This is a genomic window from uncultured Chryseobacterium sp., assembly GCF_936933875.1.
Lineage (GTDB): Bacteria > Bacteroidota > Bacteroidia > Flavobacteriales > Weeksellaceae > CAKZIK01.
The window spans coordinates 1-18077 of record NZ_CAKZIK010000008.1; the positions used below are offsets into that span (position 1 = coordinate 1).

General features: G+C 36.8%; 18 protein-coding genes and 1 pseudogene. 13 read left to right on the plus strand and 6 right to left on the minus strand.

The window, feature by feature from the left end:
* Positions 1–98: 98 nt before the first annotated feature.
* Positions 99–455: pseudogene (locus Q0252_RS00810) on the minus strand (M43 family zinc metalloprotease); the annotation flags it as partial.
* Between the two features lie 73 nt (positions 456–528).
* On the opposite strand from Q0252_RS00810, the gene Q0252_RS00815 reads away from it, so the two are divergent.
* Entirely contained in the window at positions 529–1227 is a 699-nt protein-coding gene (locus Q0252_RS00815; protein ID WP_297982579.1) for a hypothetical protein, read from the plus strand.
* 102 nt (positions 1228–1329) lie between these two features.
* Here the strand turns inward: Q0252_RS00815 and clpB are convergent, their stop codons facing one another.
* Positions 1330–3939 (minus strand): ATP-dependent chaperone ClpB, encoded by a 2610-nt coding sequence (clpB, locus tag Q0252_RS00820; RefSeq protein ID WP_297982582.1) that lies wholly within the window; start codon positions 3937–3939, stop codon positions 1330–1332.
* Between the two features lie 244 nt (positions 3940–4183).
* On the opposite strand from clpB, the gene Q0252_RS00825 reads away from it, so the two are divergent.
* The 8 genes from Q0252_RS00825 (at position 4184) to Q0252_RS00860 (ending at position 8976) form a co-directional block, all read left to right on the plus strand.
* Positions 4184–4558 carry a hypothetical protein gene (locus tag Q0252_RS00825; protein ID WP_297982585.1) on the plus strand — a complete coding sequence of 125 codons (375 nt, stop codon included), beginning with the start codon at positions 4184–4186 and terminating at the stop codon, positions 4556–4558.
* 99 nt (positions 4559–4657) lie between these two features.
* Positions 4658–5746 (plus strand): FAD-binding oxidoreductase, encoded by a 1089-nt coding sequence (locus tag Q0252_RS00830; RefSeq protein ID WP_297982588.1) that lies wholly within the window; start codon positions 4658–4660, stop codon positions 5744–5746.
* A 19-nt stretch (positions 5747–5765) separates the two neighbouring features.
* Complete coding sequence (locus Q0252_RS00835; protein WP_297982591.1) at positions 5766–6077, plus strand: hypothetical protein; 312 nt, start codon at positions 5766–5768, stop codon at positions 6075–6077.
* Positions 6078–6081: 4 nt separating this feature from the next.
* Entirely contained in the window at positions 6082–6351 is a 270-nt protein-coding gene (locus Q0252_RS00840) for a hypothetical protein (RefSeq protein WP_297982594.1), read from the plus strand.
* 50 nt (positions 6352–6401) lie between these two features.
* A complete protein-coding gene (paaA, locus tag Q0252_RS00845; protein ID WP_297982598.1) occupies positions 6402–7340 on the plus strand; it encodes a 1,2-phenylacetyl-CoA epoxidase subunit PaaA in 939 nt (312 codons plus the stop codon).
* A gap of 24 nt (positions 7341–7364) precedes the next feature.
* Positions 7365–7646, plus strand: coding sequence for a 1,2-phenylacetyl-CoA epoxidase subunit PaaB (paaB, locus tag Q0252_RS00850; protein ID WP_297982600.1), 282 nt, complete (start codon positions 7365–7367; stop codon positions 7644–7646).
* A 72-nt stretch (positions 7647–7718) separates the two neighbouring features.
* Complete coding sequence (gene paaC, locus Q0252_RS00855) at positions 7719–8459, plus strand: 1,2-phenylacetyl-CoA epoxidase subunit PaaC (RefSeq protein ID WP_297982602.1); 741 nt, start codon at positions 7719–7721, stop codon at positions 8457–8459.
* Between the two features lie 4 nt (positions 8460–8463).
* Entirely contained in the window at positions 8464–8976 is a 513-nt protein-coding gene (locus Q0252_RS00860; protein ID WP_297982604.1) for a GNAT family N-acetyltransferase, read from the plus strand.
* 36 nt (positions 8977–9012) lie between these two features.
* Here the strand turns inward: Q0252_RS00860 and Q0252_RS00865 are convergent, their stop codons facing one another.
* From Q0252_RS00865 to Q0252_RS00880, 4 genes are all read right to left on the minus strand, one after another.
* On the minus strand, positions 9013–9744 hold the full coding sequence (locus tag Q0252_RS00865; protein ID WP_297982606.1) for an SIMPL domain-containing protein: 732 nt from the start codon (positions 9742–9744) through the stop codon (positions 9013–9015).
* 104 nt (positions 9745–9848) lie between these two features.
* Positions 9849–10598 carry a carboxypeptidase-like regulatory domain-containing protein gene (locus tag Q0252_RS00870; protein WP_297982611.1) on the minus strand — a complete coding sequence of 250 codons (750 nt, stop codon included), beginning with the start codon at positions 10596–10598 and terminating at the stop codon, positions 9849–9851.
* Positions 10599–10618: 20 nt separating this feature from the next.
* Positions 10619–11425 (minus strand): carboxypeptidase-like regulatory domain-containing protein, encoded by an 807-nt coding sequence (locus tag Q0252_RS00875; RefSeq protein ID WP_297982614.1) that lies wholly within the window; start codon positions 11423–11425, stop codon positions 10619–10621.
* A 116-nt stretch (positions 11426–11541) separates the two neighbouring features.
* Positions 11542–12885: a dihydroorotase gene (locus Q0252_RS00880; protein ID WP_297982617.1), complete on the minus strand. Its 1344-nt coding sequence runs from the start codon at positions 12883–12885 to the stop codon at positions 11542–11544.
* 121 nt (positions 12886–13006) lie between these two features.
* Between Q0252_RS00880 and Q0252_RS00885 the strand changes: the two genes are divergently transcribed.
* The 4 genes from Q0252_RS00885 (at position 13007) to Q0252_RS00900 (ending at position 18061) form a co-directional block, all read left to right on the plus strand.
* Positions 13007–14458, plus strand: a complete 1452-nt coding sequence (locus tag Q0252_RS00885) for an oligosaccharide flippase family protein (RefSeq protein ID WP_297982621.1) — start codon at positions 13007–13009, stop codon at positions 14456–14458.
* 94 nt (positions 14459–14552) lie between these two features.
* A complete protein-coding gene (locus Q0252_RS00890; RefSeq protein WP_297982624.1) occupies positions 14553–15575 on the plus strand; it encodes a sugar phosphate nucleotidyltransferase in 1023 nt (340 codons plus the stop codon).
* A gap of 105 nt (positions 15576–15680) precedes the next feature.
* On the plus strand, positions 15681–16475 hold the full coding sequence (locus tag Q0252_RS00895; RefSeq protein ID WP_297982626.1) for a DUF4292 domain-containing protein: 795 nt from the start codon (positions 15681–15683) through the stop codon (positions 16473–16475).
* On the plus strand, positions 16472–18061 hold the full coding sequence (locus tag Q0252_RS00900) for a murein hydrolase activator EnvC (protein ID WP_297982629.1): 1590 nt from the start codon (positions 16472–16474) through the stop codon (positions 18059–18061). Before Q0252_RS00895 ends, Q0252_RS00900 begins: the two co-directional genes overlap by 4 nt.
* Positions 18062–18077: the final 16 nt, after the last annotated feature.

An 18077-nucleotide genomic window follows, 5' to 3' on the forward strand; every position in this document is an offset into this window, starting at 1 on the left:
TACTGTTTTAACTCCTTTTTTCTGATTGCCCAGAAGACTTTTTCAGTGGCCTCGAATTATCGTCCGGGATTTTTCATAATATAAAGTAAAGGAAATTCTTAGTAAACTCTAAGTCCAGCTCTTGCTCCAGAAGCAGCTGTTACAGCTTGCATTCTTGTTTTTTGTCCTGCAGAGAACATGAACATAGCAGCATCATCAACATAATCCATGTAGTTCATGAATTGTACTGATCTGGATACTCCACCACAAGTGTTATACTTTGGGTACGTTGGTTTTCCATAGTTAGCTCCTGTTTGAGTTGGAGTATCATCTACGTAATCTGTAGCACATGTTGCATCACCCCAGATGTGACGAAGGTTGAAGTAGTGACCAACTTCGTGAGTAGCAGTTCTACCCAAGTTGTAAGGCGCATAAGAAGTATCTCCGAAGTATTTAGCAGCAATTACAACACCGTCTGTTGCACAGGACGCTACTTGGAGCGAGTTTTTTGTTGATTTTAAATCCAGTGCGGCTTCAGGAGATGTGCAAGTGGTTTTAATTAATAATTCTTTGGGAGGAATTGGAAACGATTTGGCAATTGATGATATTTCTTTCCGACCTTGCGGACATGCAACAAGCTATGTTTCAACAGTTCCTGAAATTTTTACTACGCGAGTTTGTGTTAATAATCAATCATTTACACTTACAGCTTCTATTAATTCCAATACTTTTCAGAATGTAAATTATATTTGGCAGGTAAGCAAAGATAGGGGTGTTACATGGACCAATCTTGCGGCTCCTTCATCTGTTCCAACGATTAAAATTGCTGCAGGAGATTATCAGGATTTCTATCAGTATCGATTTATCGTAGGAGAATCGTCCAATATTTTAACGCAAAGTTGTCGGGTAATCTCGAAACCTATTACAGCAGGAGTTTATGGTTATCCGAGTAATCCTGTGGTTAATCCAATTTCCATTTGTCAAAATTCGGTTTCAAATATCAGTGTACCTTTTTCCGGAGCTTTGTGGTATTCTTCAGCAACCGGTGGAATTGGCAGTGCTGTTGCTCCGAAAATCAATACTACAGTTTTAGGAACTTCAACATTTTGGGTTTCGCAAGTGGTTTATGGCTGCGAAAGCGGAAGAACTAGAGTAGATATTACTGTGTATCCTTACCCTTCTGCGCCAAATGTCGTCGGAAACGGATTTATAAAAACAGGTTGGGTTCTGCTGAAAAACCGCAACTAAAAAGAAAAAAATCCTTCCCAAAATTGAGAAGGATTAAAACACAGTTGATGAAAAAAAATTTATCGGTACAAAGTTACTAATATTATGCTTTGAATGTTACAATTATTCCGTTTTTCTGAAAACTAATCCACTTTCGTCAAAGTAATCCAGTGTAATTCGGTCATTATCTTCAATATTTCCAGCCAAAATTTCTTTAGAAAGTTTATTTAAAACTTCCTGTTGAAGCACTCTTTTCAATGGTCTTGCTCCAAAAGCGGGATCATAACCTTTTTGAGTGATGTAATTAATGGCATCTTCCGTTGCAGTCATAATAATGCCTTTTTTCTCAAGCATTTTATTGAGGGCACGTAATTGATATTGAACGATTTTTCCGATTTCTTTTTTGTTTAAAGGTTGGAAAAGCACGATTTCATCAATTCTGTTCAGAAATTCCGGTCTTAAAGTTTGTTTCAACAATCCGAAAACTTCTTCTTTGGTTTTTTCAACAATTTCCTGCACTTTGTCATCCTGAGCGGAGTCGAAGGATCTCAGCTCTTCAAAATTTTCCTGAATAATGTGGCTTCCCAAATTCGACGTCATAATGATAATCGAATTTTTAAAATTCACGACACGGCCTTTATTATCCGTCAGTCTTCCGTCATCCAAAACTTGAAGCAAGGTGTTGAAAACATCAGGATGCGCTTTTTCGATTTCGTCCAAAAGCACTACAGAATAAGGTCTTCTTCGAACTGCTTCCGTCAATTGTCCGCCTTCATCGTAACCAACGTAACCTGGAGGCGCACCAACCAAACGCGAAACAGAATGTCTTTCCTGATATTCGCTCATATCAATTCTCGTCATATTATTTTCGTCATCAAAAAGGAATTCTGCAAGCGCTTTTGCCAATTCGGTTTTTCCGACACCGGTTGAACCCAAAAACAAGAAACTTCCGATTGGTTTTTTATCGTCGTTCAAACCTGCGCGGTTTCTGCGGATGGCATTTGCAACAGCAGTTATCGCTTCTTCTTGTCCAACCACTCTTTTGTGAAGTTCTTCTTCCAAATGAAGTAATTTTTCGCGTTCAGATTGTAAAAGTTTCGTCACTGGAATTCCTGTCCATTTTGAAATGACTTCTGAAATATTTTCAGCCGTAACTTCCTCTTTGATGAGTTCGTTTTCGTGATTTTGCATTTCGAGTTCCATTTTTTGAAGCTCATCTTCTTTTTCACGAAGTTTTCCGTACTGAATTTCAGCCACTTTTGCATAATCTCCAACTCTGGAAGCACGCTCTGCTTCAAGCTTTAAACTTTCAATTTCTTTCTTAAGGGCGGTTAAATCTTCAGATTTTTGCTTTTCAGCCAACCATTTTGCATTTAAAGCATTACGCTCTTCTTGAATTTTGGCAATATCTTCTTTTAAATGATTGATTTTAGTCTGATTACCTTCTCTTGAAATCGCTGCCAATTCAATTTCCAGCTGCATCAGTTTTCTATCCAAAACATCCAATTCTTCTGGTTTTGAATTGATTTCCATTCTCAATTTTGCAGAAGCTTCATCAATCAAATCAATCGCCTTGTCCGGTAAAAAACGGTCGGAAATATAACGCTGCGACAGTTCCACAGCGGCGATAATTGCCTCATCTTTAATTCTTACTTTGTGGTGGGCTTCGTATTTATCCTTGATTCCACGCAAAATTGAAATTGCACTTTCAGTATCCGGTTCTTCCACCATTACTTTTTGGAAACGTCTTTCTAATGCTTTATCCTTTTCAAAATATTTTTGATATTCATTTAAAGTTGTGGCGCCAATTGCGCGAAGTTCCCCTCTTGCTAAAGCAGGTTTTAAGATATTGGCGGCGTCCATTGCGCCTTCTCCACCTCCGGCTCCAACCAAAGTGTGGATTTCATCGATGAATAAAATGATTTGTCCGTCAGATTTAATCACTTCATTCACCACGGATTTCAAACGCTCTTCAAATTCGCCTTTGTATTTCGCTCCTGCAATTAAAGCACCCATATCCAACGAATAAAGCGTTTTATCCATCAAATTTTCAGGAACGTCGCCGGAAATAATTCGGTGTGCAATTCCTTCAGCAATCGCTGTTTTTCCAACGCCGGGTTCACCGATTAAGATTGGATTATTTTTAGTTCTTCTTGATAAAATCTGCAAAACACGGCGGATTTCTTCATCACGTCCGATTACGGGATCGAGTTTTCCTTCTGCAGCAAGTTCGTTGAAATTTTTCGCGTATTTATTCAAGCTTTGATAAGTTTCTTCAGAACTGGCCGAAGTTGCTTTTGAACCTTTACGAAGTTCTTTTATTCCGCCTTCAAGTAGAGATTTTGTAACGCCCATGTCTTTCAACATTTTTGAAACTGGGGAGGAAACTTCCAATAAAGCCAACCATAAATGTTCAATCGTTACATATTCGTCGCCCATTTTTTTGGCGATATTTGGAGCTTCCAATAAAACTTTGTTGGCGCTTTGGCTTAGATAAATGTTTCCGCCTTCCACTTTCGGAAGGTTTTCGATGCTTTCACGGTTTCTTTCACGAACAAGATTGGCGTCCGCTTCAGATTTTTTCAACAAAAATGTTGAAATACTCTCATCACTCTGGAAAATTCCTTCCAAAATATGTTGAGGTTCAATCGATTGGTTGCCGAATTCCATTGCGACTTGTTGTGCTTTCTGGATGGCTTCCTGAGATTTTACTGTAAATTGATTTAAGTTCATATATGTTGTGATATTTTAAAATTTTAAAGGAAATTTCAAAAAGTATGCGTTTCTAAATTTAATGAAATTTATGGTCAAAATTTCCGAATTCATAAAGTTTAACAAAGATTTAACAGGACAAAATTTCCGAATAACCAATTTTAATTGGATTTGCATTAAAACTTTGCCCCAACTTTAAATGAAATAACGAACTTCCGTTAACTATTTTAACGGCAGGATTAACATATGTTAGAAGTACAATTTTTTGGTTAAAAATAGTAAAGCGGCGTCAATGTATGCGCATTACAGCTCGAAAGAAGATATTTTAGTGACGATTTGCAACTTGGGAATTTCTAAACTACAGGTGGTTATTAATGAGGTGATGACTGTTTTGAAATTTTGGACGCTGGTTGATTCGAAAGAGGAAGGCAAATTCAAAGTTTTCAACCTTGGTTGTTGGGGATTTTTTACTCCGCTTTTTAGAAGTGTATTCCCAAATGAGAAAGAACCTTGCTATGTAAATAATGTTACGCCGGTGTTTTTTGTTTCTACTTTAAACAGTGTGCCGAAATATGTTGATCCAAATAACATCGATTTGGATATCCTTTCTGAAGATATTTTTAAACGGTTTAAATTCTGATTTAAAGGCTATTAATTCCTTTCTGCAAACTCATTTCTCGTTTTTCCCAAAAAGCTTATATTTGTTAAATTCACATTTCAGAATGTTTTTTGGCTAATTATGCATCATTTTCATCAGTTAAAAGTTACGAAAGCAGCGAAGGAAACGAATGATTCCATCCATATCGCTTTTGAAATACCGCAAGAATTAAAATACGAATATTCTTTTAAACAGGGGCAATATCTCAACCTCAGATTTGTTTTTGGGGAAGAAGATTTAAGACGGTCCTATTCTATCGTTAATGCTCCTTCAGAACAAAATTCGGAAATCGAAATTTTGGTTAAACATCTCGAAGACGGTAAAGTTTCAACTTATCTCAACAACGAACTGAAAGTTGGAGATTTGGTAGAAGTTCTATCTCCAATGGGACATTTCTACACGAATTATCACGCCTCCAATGAGAAAACATATGTCGGTTTAGCAGCCGGAAGCGGAATTTCTCCTGTTTTATCTAACTTGAAAGAAGCGTTGTATCAGGAGCCAAAAAGTAAAGCCTATCTTTTCTTCAGCAACAAAAGTGCAAACGAAATTATTTTTCGTGAAATGATAGATGGTTTGGTAGAACAGTTTCAGGGAAGACTGAAAGTGGTGTATCTGCTTTCCCGCGAAAAACATTTTGAAGACGAATTGTTTGAAGGAAGAATTTCTTCTGAAAAGCTGGACGCTTTATTTGAGAGATTTCCGGAAATTCCTGTGCAGGATTCCACGTATTTTATTTGTGGACCTTCCGAAATGATAAAAAGTATTTCAGAGTATTTGAAAAAAGATAAAAAAGTACCATCTCTTTATGTTCTTTACGAATATTACGCAGCTCCCGATGATGAAGAAAATGCGGAAATGAGCGACGAATTCAAAGCAATAGCGAACATCGAAAGTATGGTGACTTTAATTATAGATGACGACGAGTATTCTTTCCACCTGAACTCCAAGAAAAACAGTATTTTGGATCAGGCGCTGAAAGAAAAGCTCCCGGTTCCTTTTGCGTGTAAAGGCGGCGTTTGCTGTACCTGTAAAGCGCAGGTGATGGAAGGCGAAGTTTTCATGGAGAAAAATTTTGCACTCACCGAGGAAGAAGTGGAGCGAGGTTTTGTTCTTACTTGCCAGTGTCACCCCACAACCAATGTGGTGATGCTGAATTACGACGTTTAATTTCTAAACTTTTTGGGTGATGAAAATTAAATTAGGAAAAATTAAACTTAAATCCGAAAAGAAAACTAAAACTATGACCGACTGGAAATTTGCTTCGTTCATAGAAGTTAACAAAGAATTTAAAGTAGAAGGAATCAATATCTGGAACCATTACTGGAATTGTAGTGAACGAAAAGTTGAAGTTAAAGGCCCTTTCGAAGGGAATGTCTATTTTTTTAAGGAATACGAAATCAAGACCCCACAGAAAACCGTAAAATTTGTTGCCGGAGAATTCATCAACGGGCAAATCGGGATCTACACAAAAGATGATATGGTGGATAGAAAACTGTAGAGGAATGAATCATTGGTATTTTGCAAAAGTTATAACTGATGCTGAAACATTTACAATTTCAGGATTAAATGTATGGGATTATCATTGGAAAATTTTAAGCACAAATCATGAAGTGATTGATCCAATTTATAAGTCTAAATATCTTTTTGATGAATATGAAATAGAAAATAATGGAACAAAGGTAAATTTTATTGCTGGAGAATTTTCCAATACAGTTTGGGGATTTTATGTGAAAGATTTGTCTTTGTTAAGCGAAGCGGCTTCGCGACCTTGAAGACATTATAATTTTTGAAAAAATCTTTGCGCACTTTGCGTATAAATAATATGGATAACAATAAATTTTTACAATACGTACAAGCCGAAAATAAAGTAGAGCCAAAGGACGTCATGCCGGATGATTATCGAAAACTTTTGGTAAGGCAGATTTCGCAGCACGCCCATTCCGAAGTGGTCGGGATGCTTCCCGAAGCCAACTGGATTACGCGAGCGCCTTCTTTGAGGAGGAAAATGGCGCTTTTGGCAAAAATTCAGGATGAAGCAGGACACGGTCTTTACCTTTACGCCGCTTCCGAGACTTTGGGCGACGGTTCTATCACAGCGGATAGAGATGCAACATACAACGATATGCTTTCTGGAAAGGCAAAATATTCGAGTATTTTTAACTATCCAGCTTTAAGTTGGGCTGATATTGGCGCAATTGGTTGGTTGGTTGATGGTGCTGCGATTATGAATCAGGTAATGTTGATGGGAAATTCGTACGGTCCTTATTCCAGAGCGATGGTGAGAATCTGTAAAGAAGAATCTTTTCACCAAAGACAGGGTTACGAAATTTTGATGACGCTCTGCCGGGGAACAAAAGAACAGAAAGATTTGGCGCAGGAAGCGCTGAACCGTTTCTGGTGGCCGGCTTTAATGATGTTTGGTCCGAATGACGACGCTTCTCCCAACTCAAAAAAATCGATGGAATACCGTGTAAAGCGTGAAAGCAACGATAGTCTTCGTCAAAGATTTGTAGATGTTACCGTTCCTCAAGCCGAATTTTTAGGTTTGAAAATTCCAGATGAAAACTTGAAATGGAATGAAGAAACCCAACATTACGAATTCGGTGAATTGCCTTGGGACGAATTTATGGAAGTATTGAAAGGAAACGGACCATGCAACAAAAAACGCCTTGAAACCAAGAAAAAAGCACAGGCTGAACATTCCTGGGTAAAAGAGGCTGCTTTGGCGTTTGCAGAGAAACAGAAGGTCTCTCAAAACTAATTCAAAAAAAAAGCAAAATTAAGAATGACTAATCTTGATATGTGGGAAGTGTTTATCCAAACAAAACCCGGATTATCCCACAAACACGCTGGAACAGTACAGGCGGCAACTGCAGAAATGGCGCTGCAAAACGCGCGTGACGTTTATACAAGAAGAGGAGAGGGAACCTCGATTTGGGTGGTTCCGTCAAAATATTTGGTGACTTCCGAAGGTATGGATAAAGAAGCCTTTTTCGACCCTTCTGATGACAAACTGTACAGACATCCCACTTTTTATCAAATCCCGAACGACGTAAAAAATATGTAATGGATTGTTTTCTGCAGTCAGCAATCGGCAACCAGCTGCCGAAAGCGGAATGCCGAAAGCCGAAAGCAACTTATGAAGAATTACTTACTAAAATTAGCCGACGATACTTTAATATTCGGACAGCGTCTTGGAGAACTATGTGGGAAAGGCCCCTATCTGGAAGAAGATATTGCACTTACGAATATTGCACTTGATTATTTGGGACAAAGCAATAATTGGTTTAAATACGCCGCTCAAACTGAAGGTTTGGGAAAAACAGAAGACGATTTGGCTTTTCTGCGTTTGGAAAAAGAATATCTGAACTGTCAGCTTTCCGAACTTCCAAATGAAGATTATGCACATACCATTCTGAAAGTGTATTTCTTTTCCGTTTATCAAAAATTCCTGTACGAAAGACTGTCTTCAAGCGAAGATGAGCAAATTGCAGCCATCGCAGCAAAATCTTTGAAAGAAGTGAAATACCACTATACCCACGCTTCAACCTGGGTGAAAATGTTTGCGGGAGGAACTGAAGAAAGCAGAACCAGAATTCAACATGCGGTGAATAATTTGTGGGAATACACCGGTGGAATGTTTGCTGAAACTCCGGGAGAACAGAATTTGGTAAAATTATCTTTAGTTCCGGATGCAAAAGAAATTCATGAATTGTGGACAGCAAAAGTTCAGGAAGATTTCCAAAATTTTGGATTGCATATTCCGGAAAGCGATTTTATGCAGAAAGGTTCCAGAACAGGCTATCATACCGAATATTTCGGTTACATTCTTTGCGAATTGCAGTACATGCAGCGTACCTTTCCAAACTGTAAATGGTAAAAATATGGAATTCATCCAGGTAACATCTCCGGAAGATTTCAGAACGGTAGAAATTTACAGTTCTTACTGCACAACATTTCCCGAATGCGAAAGGAGAAGTGAAGTTCAGTTTCAGGATTTGTTTTCTAGAGAAAATGTAAAGGTTTATTGCGTTCTTGATGATTTGAAAACTGTTGGTTACATTATTATTTGGGAACTCAGTGACGGAGTTTTTGTGGAGCATTTTGAAATTTTTTCAGAGTTCCGAAGCATGAAATACGGCACTGAAATCATCAGCAAACTCTTCCGTGATTATTCCAATATTATTCTTGAAGCCGAACCCGAAAATCTTAATGAAGATTCAAAAAGAAGAATCGCTTTTTATCAGAAAAACGGATTTGCTGTCATCGATGCAAATTACATGCAGCCTTCTTATGGAGATGACAAACAAAGCCTCAATTTGTGGCTTCTATGCAATTGGAAACCCGAAAATGTGTTAAGGATTAAGGAAGAGATTTACGATACTGTTTATAGGTAATAAAAAAACTTGTCAGTTTAAGACAAGTTGATTTGTTCAGTCCACTTCATACTCTAGTTTTATCGTTATACTGGCTTCTTTCTCTTTTGATTGCGTGTTATAAGTTCCGCCGTAGGAAAAATCTTCATTCGAGTTGGGAGCTGTGATCTGGATAACGCCCATTGTTGCTTTTTTCAGGTTTCCTAAAGAAGAACCTGAGTTTTCGGCAATTTTTTCGGCGCGTTGTTTCGCGTCTTTCGTGGCATCGGCAATCATGTTTTGTTTTACATCGGCAAGTTTGGTGTAGAAATAATTGGGTGCAGAAGAAGTAAATTCAATTCCCAGATTGATGATTTCGGTAATGTTTCTGGAAAGATTTTCAATTTTAGCCACGTCTTTACTGTCGATGGAAACCGATTGTGACAACTGATAACCTGAAAATGTCTGATGACTGTTTCCACTTGAATCGTTCGAGTAACTGTACTGTTTTGAAATATCCACAGCCGAAAAAACCATTTCTCTTTTACTAATTCCTTTGGAAACCAAATAATTTTCAATGATTTTTCGGTCATTGGCAAGTTCGTCATAAGCAGTTTTCAGTTCGAAACTGTTTCTGGAAAAATTTCCGCTCCACGAAATAAGGTCGGAAGTAAACTTTTTTGTTCCCAAACCCGTTACTGAAATGGTGTTTTCGGATTTATTTCTGTTTTTGATGGCGCTTGCCAAAAGTCCAAGCCCAATAATGAAGCCGAGTGATGCAATTGCAATAGCAATAAGGTTTTTGTTCATGATTGCGTAAAAGATTTGATTGTTAAATAATTAGAACGTTAATTCTTTAAAAATGTATCAAATCTCATTCCAAATTTTAAGAAAATATTAACAAATTTTAAGGTTTATTTAACTTTTGTTTGTAGAAGATATTTTGGAAGAATTTCATCCATCAACAACATGGCAGAAGAAAAGTTATTTGCCCGAATGTACATTCGGATTTTCGGATTTTCCCGAAGTGAATATTCTATAAATTCCCGAATTTTTTCTTTCGGGATTCCGGCTTCATCGAAATATTCCTGTCCCAGTCTGTTCCACATCCAGTTTACATCATCCTGAAAATCTTCATGTTGATAAAGATGTTTTTTTCTTCGCGCATCGCCACTTACAATATCGTAAACAGCCTGAACATTTAAACTTCCGGTTAACATGGGGAGCAAAACGTCATTCACAGTTTCAGCAGGTTTTTCTCTCGGCTTTTCAGGAGCGTTTGGAACTCCAAGTGCGCTGTTAAGCTTGTCTGTTTTATTATTTTTGGCCAGATTTTGCGCATCTTTTTCCAAATTTCCGGTGAGTTTTACTCTCGCAATTTTTACTTCTTCAATCTGAATAACGGTTGGTTGAAGTTTGATGATGAGTTCTTCTCCAAAATCTTCAGTTTTGATGTCTTTTGAAAATCTCTCGTAGCCGGTTTTGATAAATCTAAGTTCTTCATTTTGAGTTGCAGGAATGATAAATTCTCCCAAAGAATTACTTACGGTTTGTTGGTCGGTTTGGATATTGACAATTAAAACTGAAGAAACCCCATTACCGTTTTCATCCACTATTTTGCCTTTGATTTGGCTTTGTGCAGCACTTGGGAAGAATGAAAACAATAAAATTAAAACGGCAAACCTCATGAAGATATAGGCTTTCGTGTTTCTAAATATTCTTTCAAGGCTTTATTGAGTTTAAATTCAATTTCGGTCTTATTAAAATTGTTGCGGTGGTTTTTGGTTAATTGAAAAACATTGTTCGCGTAAAGGAGAAAACGGTCATATTCTTCCTCATTAAAGCCATATTTAGCGAAATTTTCCCAACCGATAACGGTTTTAACTTTTGTTAAAAATTCCTGTGTTTCATAATAATTAGGAGTTGTTTTTTGTGATCCCGACGCTTTCTGAACAAGCCCGGCTAAAGCTTCCGCAACTTTAAAAAGGTTAACGTTTCCCGTATTTAAATTACGTGGAGCAAAAGAAGACGGCATCGAATTTTGTGGCAATGTATTGATTAAAGGTTCCCGCATCGATGAACGGATACTGCTGTTTAAAGCCACTACTTTAGGTGCTTCATCCAACGCTCTGGAATCTTTCTTGAGATTTCCTGTCGGTCGGAAACCAACGATGACTTCCTCAATCTCAATTTCTTTCTTTTTCAGAACAATGTTCAGCGGTTTTGTATAATTTTCTGCTGAAATTTTCTGCGAGATTCTTTCGAAGCCATTCAAAATAAAGCGTATTTCGTCAGTTGGAACTGCAGCGATGAAATAATTTCCATCGGGGTCCGTATAAGATTTTTGTTCTGTTCTTACGTTAAAAACAGTGGCGCCCTCAATTTCGGTTCCGGATTCTGTGGAAACTTTTCCGATGATAACTTCCTGTGCTGAAAGTTTAAATATAGATCCTAAAAGAAAGAGGAAGAAAAGGAGTAATTTTATTTTCATGTACCAATTTTTGTTGAGGTAAATATATCCTCATTTTCAATTGGTTGTGGAAGTTTAACCGTACTTAACTTTTTTAAGAATTTTTTAGAAATTTAAAGATGATTTTCTGTTAAATTTTATCCAATATTTCTTTCGTACAACAATCTTTCGGCATTTTTTTGCTTTGAAAAATTTCCGTTTTCGTAGGCCAAATGACCATTGATGATAGTATGTGTGATTTTATTTTTGAATTGGGTTCCTTCTAGTGGACTCCATCCGCATTTGGAGTGAATATTTTCTTTTGAAACGGTGTAGCCTTCATTTAAATCCACCAAAACCAAATCTGCTTTGTAACCTTCTTTGATGAAACCGCGTTTTTCTATTTCAAAAAGAATAGCAGGATTATGACACATTTTTTCCACCAGTTTTTCGAGAGAAATTTTTCCCTGCTGAAAATAATCGAGCATCACATTTAAAGAATGCTGAACCAAGGGTGCTCCGGAGGGACAGCTTGTATAAGGATTTTGCTTTTCTTCGAAAGTATGAGGAGCATGATCTGTTGCAATGACATCAATTCTGTCATCCAAAAGAGCTTCCCAAAGTCCGTCTTTATCTCTCTGTGTTTTTACCGCTGGATTCCATTTGATGAAAGAACCTTTGGTTTCGTAATCTTTATTGGTGAAATGTAAATGATGAACACAAACTTCCGCCGTAATTTTTTTGTCTTTTAAAGGAATATCATTATTGAACAAATCGGTTTCTTTTGTTGTTGATAAATGATAAATGTGAAGTCTGGCTCCTGTTTTTTTAGCCAATTCCACCGCTTTCGAGCTTGAAAGATAACATGCTTCTTCGCTGCGAATCAGGTGATGAAATTTCACCGGAATATTGTCGCCGTATTGCTCTTTGTAGATTTCGGTGTTATTTCTAATCGTTGCTTCATCTTCGCAGTGAACGCAAATCGGCATTTTTACCTTGCTGAAAATTTCCTCTAAAATTTCAGGATTGTCAACGAGCATATTTCCTGTGGAAGAACCTAAAAAAAGTTTGATTGCCGGAACATTTTTAGGGTTGGTTTTCAGAACTTCTTCCAAATTGTCGTTTGTTCCACCCATCGAAAATCCATAATTCGCGTAAGATTTTTCAGCCGCGATTTTGTATTTGTCTTCTAAAAGTTGCTGAGTTACAGCGTTTGGAACTGTGTTGGGCTGTTCGATGTAACTTGTCACTCCACCTGCAACTGCAGCTTTGGATTCGGTTTCAATATCGCCTTTGTGTGTTAAACCCGGTTCGCGAAAATGAACTTGGTCATCAATAATTCCTGGTAAAAGAATTTTTCCGGAAGCGTCAATAATTTTATCAACTCCTTCTTCAGAAATATTTTTTTCAATTTTTGCAATCAGATCATTTTCGATGAGCAAATCGCTTTCAAAAATTTGATTTTCATTGACAATTCGGGCATTTTTGATGAGGGTTTTCATTTTCACTTTTAGATTTCTACAAATTTACCTTTTGTTTTTCTGAACTACAAAAAAGAAAATCTAATATCTGTTATCTGAAATCTAATATCTAAGTTTTACCTTTGCCACAAAATTTCAGGATTTGTACAAAAAATTATTAGGACAAACTGCTGTTTACGGACTCAGTTCTGTGTTGGTGAGGATCTTCCCTTTTCTTATTGCACCAATTGTTACGAAGGCTTTTGGACCTGCTGCATCTTCTCCTTTTGTAGATTGGTATTCCATTGCTGGAGTTATTACGGTTTTGTTAACACACGGGATGGAAACTTCTTTTTTCCGTTTCGCCCAGGAAGAAAATATTTCTAAAAAAACACTGGTTTCCACAACGGCGACTAGCATTTTAACAGCTGGTTTACTGTACCTGATTTTAGGCTATGTTTTCCGATATCAATTAGCTGCAGCCTTTGAAACACCTGATCAGGTAAATTTTCTGATTATTTTCCTGTTTATCCTTTCATTTGATGCTTTTGCAACGATTCCTTCTGCTGTTTTAAGATTGGAAGGAAAGCCCGTTTTGTATATGCTTTCTAAAGTAATTGGTTCCTTGGTGTACTTCGGATTGGTTGTGTTTTTCATAAAATGGCTCCCAAAATTCCCCAACGGAATTTTAGGTTTAAAATACAATCCGGAAATTGGAGTTGGCTATGTTTTCATCGCTAATTTGATTCAAAGTATTGTTACACTGGCAATTGTAGGGAAAGAATTTTTGAATTTCAGCTTAAAAAGTTTTGATTTTAAGCTTTGGAAAAAAATCATGAACTATTCATGGCCAGTAATGGTTGCAGGTTTGGCAGGAGTGGTGAACCAGACTTTGGACCGACAGTTTTTAAAATACCTTCTTCCTGAAGCAGATGCACGTCACCAAATTGGTGTTTATGGTGCAGTTTATAAAATAGCAACTTTTATAACGGTTTTCAGACAGGCCTATCAATTAGGAATTGAACCTTACTTTTTCTCCAGTTTTAAGGATAAGAACAATCATAAAACGTATACAGTTTTAATGGATATTTTTGTGATTTGCAACTGTTTGATTTTCCTATTCTTAATGGTGAATCTTCAGTGGATTTCAGAAAAATATTTAAGAAACCCATTGTATTACGAAGGAATCGAAATTATTCCATGGGTAATGTTAGGTGCGTTATTTTTGGGAATTTATCTTAATCTTTCAATTTGGTACAAACTTTCTGACCAGACAAGGGTGGGGCTTTATATTTCACTCATTGGAGCCGGAATTACGATCTTAATTAACTTTCTGTTTATTCCACAATATGGATATTGGGCAAGTGCAATTGCGGCTTTGGTTACTTTTACAAGTATGATGGTGATCTCCTATATTTGGGGAAGAATACAGTATCCAATTCCATATAACACAGGTAAAATTTTGATGTATTTGGGGATAACAATCAGTTTTTCGCTAATTTCTTTTTATTTTTTCAGAACCAATTATATTGTTGGAAATCTGTTCTTATTGATTTTTGTTGGCTTTATTCTCCTGAAGGAAAAAGCAATTGTCAACAGAATCTTACAACGCTAACTAGAAAACGTGTTTTCGCTTCATAAAAATTACTATTTTTGGGCAACAAAAACACATTTAAAACTGCCTTATATTTTGGCATCAACAAAAAATTATGAAAATTATCGTTCCAATGGCGGGAAGAGGATCCAGATTAAGACCTCATACTCTTACAGTTCCTAAACCATTAATTCCTATTGCAGGAAAACCCATTGTACAAAGACTTGTAGAAGATATTGCAAAAGTTGCAGGAGAAAAAATTGATGAAATTGCTTTTATTATTGGCGATTTTGGAACTGAAGTTGAAGCTTCGCTAATTGCAATTGCAGAGAAATTAGGAGCCAAAGGAAGCATTTATACTCAGGACGAACCTTTGGGAACCGCTCATGCTATTAAATGCGCTGAAAATTCTATGCAAGGTGATGTTGTAGTGGCTTTTGCTGATACACTTTTCCGCGCAGATTTTAATTTGGATAAAAATTCGGACGGTGTTATTTGGGTGAAAAAAGTGGAAGATCCTTCTGCTTTTGGTGTTGTAAAACTGGATGATTATGGTTTTATCACAGATTTTGTAGAAAAACCTCAAACTTTCGTTTCAGATTTGGCAATTATCGGGATTTATTACTTTAAATCTGCTGAAAAACTAATGGACGAAATTAACTATATCATGAGCAATGATATTAAATTTGGTGGTGAATATCAGTTAACTACTGCACTTGAAAATCTTCGTCAGAAAGGGGCGAAATTTTCTTTAGGAAAAGTAGATGATTGGATGGATTGTGGTAACAAAAACGCAACGGTGGAAACCAACAGCAAAATTCTGAACTACGAAAAAGAGGAATTCAAAAATTATCCGGCTTCTTCAAGCGTTGAAAATTCATTGATTATTCAGCCTTGCTTTATCGGCGAAAATGTAAAAATTACGAATTCTAAAGTTGGACCTAATGTTTCTCTTGGGAATGGAACAATTGTAGAAAATTCTAATATTGACAATTCTTTAATTCAGGAAAAAACTTTAATCAATCACGGAAATTTATCCAACTCTATGATTGGTAATAATGCTCAGTATTACGGGGTTTCTAGGGAAATTTCTTTAGGAGATTATTCTGTTTTGGATTTTCTTTCAAAAGGAAGCTAAATCTTTCTAAACCTTTATTTTAAAATGAAAACTACCGGAACACACAAATAATTTTGTGTGTTTTGGCGTTAATATTGTAATGTTTCTGTCAAAATCAGAAAAAAAATGAAAAATTTTATCATCGCAATAGCTGCATCAGCAGCCCTTATTTCTTGTAAAACGCAACAGACGGCAACTTCGGCTCCAACCAATGTAAATGCGCCTGTAAGCAATACTGCTTTTTTTAATGCTGTTCAGAAAAAATCTGCTTTCCAGCAAGTGAAAATCAACAGTAAAATTGATGCACAAACCGGAAGTTTCGTGCCAACAATTGATGCTACAATCTACATCGAAAACGGTAAGAAAGTTTGGATGAATATGGCGGCAGTTTTTATGAACGTTGCCCGTGGAATTGCCACTCCAGAAGGTATTAAAGGTTATGAAAAGTTTAACAAAACCTATATCGAATCAGATTTTTCATATTTGAATAATCTTCTGAATGTAAATTTTATCAATTACAATGCGCTTCAAAATCTTTTAGTTGGAAAAACTTTCATTCCGGTGAACGAAAAGGATTTTGTTTTAACAAAAAATGCTCAAGGCTATACATTGACATCAGGTAAAAATCAGAAAGTTACGGTTGATGGTAAAACAAATGAGTATAAAGTGAAAATGGATTATTCAGCAGATTTTGATTTGGAAAACGTATTATTGCAAGATGTAAACACTTCCGACAATCTGGAAGTGCAGTACAGCAACTGGAATTCTGTTTATACAGAACGCTTTCCGAAAAATGTTAAAATAATTATAAAAGGTCAGAAAAACGGCCAAATTTTGCTTGAAAATACGAAATTTGACTTTTCTAAAATGGAAACACCTTATTCAGTTCCAAACAATTATTCCAAAAAAACGATTAGATGATAAAGAAAAAGCTCTGTATATTTCTGGGAATCATTATGTTCTGCCTAAGTTTCGGACAGAAAAAAGAACAGCTCCAAAAGCAGAATGCCGAACTTAAAAAACAAATCGCAGCTATTAATGCTAATTTGGCGAAGACACAAAATCAGGCGAAACTTTCTGTTGCTTATTTGGCAGATGTCAACAAAAAAATTGCACTTCGCGAAAAAGTTTTCAGCAATACCCAAAAAGAAAAGAAGCTTATTGAAGACGATATCTATCTAAAACAGTTGGAAATCAACAGACAGAAACGCGAACTTTCTGTATTGAGAAAGAACTATTCAGATGTTTTAGTAAAAGCATACAAAAATAAAGGAGCACAAAATAAAGTTACCTTTATTCTTTCTGCCAAAAATATGGGAGAAGCAATCCGTAGAGTTCAGTATCTGAAAAATTATTCGGATTATCAGGATAAAAAAGCTGCTGAAATTATGGGAGTTGCTCAACAAATCCAGAAAACTGTTGGCGCAAGACAGAAGTCTGTTAAAGATAAAGACAATCTTTTGAGCAATCAGAAAAGAGATTTAGCTGTTATTGATGCGGAAAGAAAGCAAAAAGAAATTCTTTTGGCAGATTTCAAACGTAATGAAGTAAAACTGACCGGCGAACTCAAGTTAAAACAGGCAGAATCTAAAGCTTTGGAAGCAAGAATCCGTGCTGTAATTGCTGAAGAAATCAGACTGGCAAAAGCAAAAGAAGAAGCAGAAAGAGCTGCTCGTGCTGAGAAAGAAAGATTGGCAAAAATTGCGGCAGAAAAAGAAAAAGCGAGAATTGAAGCTGAGAACAAAGCGAAAATTGCTGCTGCTGCTGAAGCTAAAAGAAAAGCAGACGAGGAAGCAAGAAAGCTGAAAGAAATCGCAGATAAAAAAGCTGCTGAAGAAGCAGAACGTGCAAAAGCTGCAATTGCCGCTGAAGCCAAAAAATCTGATGATGCAAAAGCTGCTGCAGATGCAGCAAGAGCTGAAGAAAGAAGAGTTGCCGCTGCAAAAGACGCTGCAGATGCTGCCGCGAAAGCAAAAGCTGCTGCCGATAAAGCTGCTGCTGCAAGAGTTGCAGAAGCTGCAATTGCTAAGAAAAATGAAGATGCTAAAAAAGCTGCTGAAGATAAAGCAATGACTTCATTTGGAGTTGGTAAAACTGTGGGAAGTGATTTTGCTGCAAACCGTGGAAGAATTGGTTTCCCAGTTGATAATGGTAGAATTACCCACCGTTTCGGAAGGCAGCCACACCCCGTTTTTCCTAATATTTGGGAGGAAAATAACGGAATTAAAATTGCCGTTTCTCCGGGAGCAAGAGCAAAATGTGTGTTTCCTGGAACGGTATCCCGTATTATTGTAGATGGCGGTTCGAAAACTGTAATTGTGCGTCACGGAAATTATTACACAATTTATTCTAATTTGGACAGCGTATCTGTTTCTCAGAATCAGCAGGTTTCTGCGGGGACTACAATTGGAGCAGTTGGAACCGATTTTGATGGATCTTATACATTAGATTTCCAAGTGTGGAACGGAACTGCTGCTGTTGATCCACTCGGTTGGGTTTCGTATTAAAATTTATTATACCTTT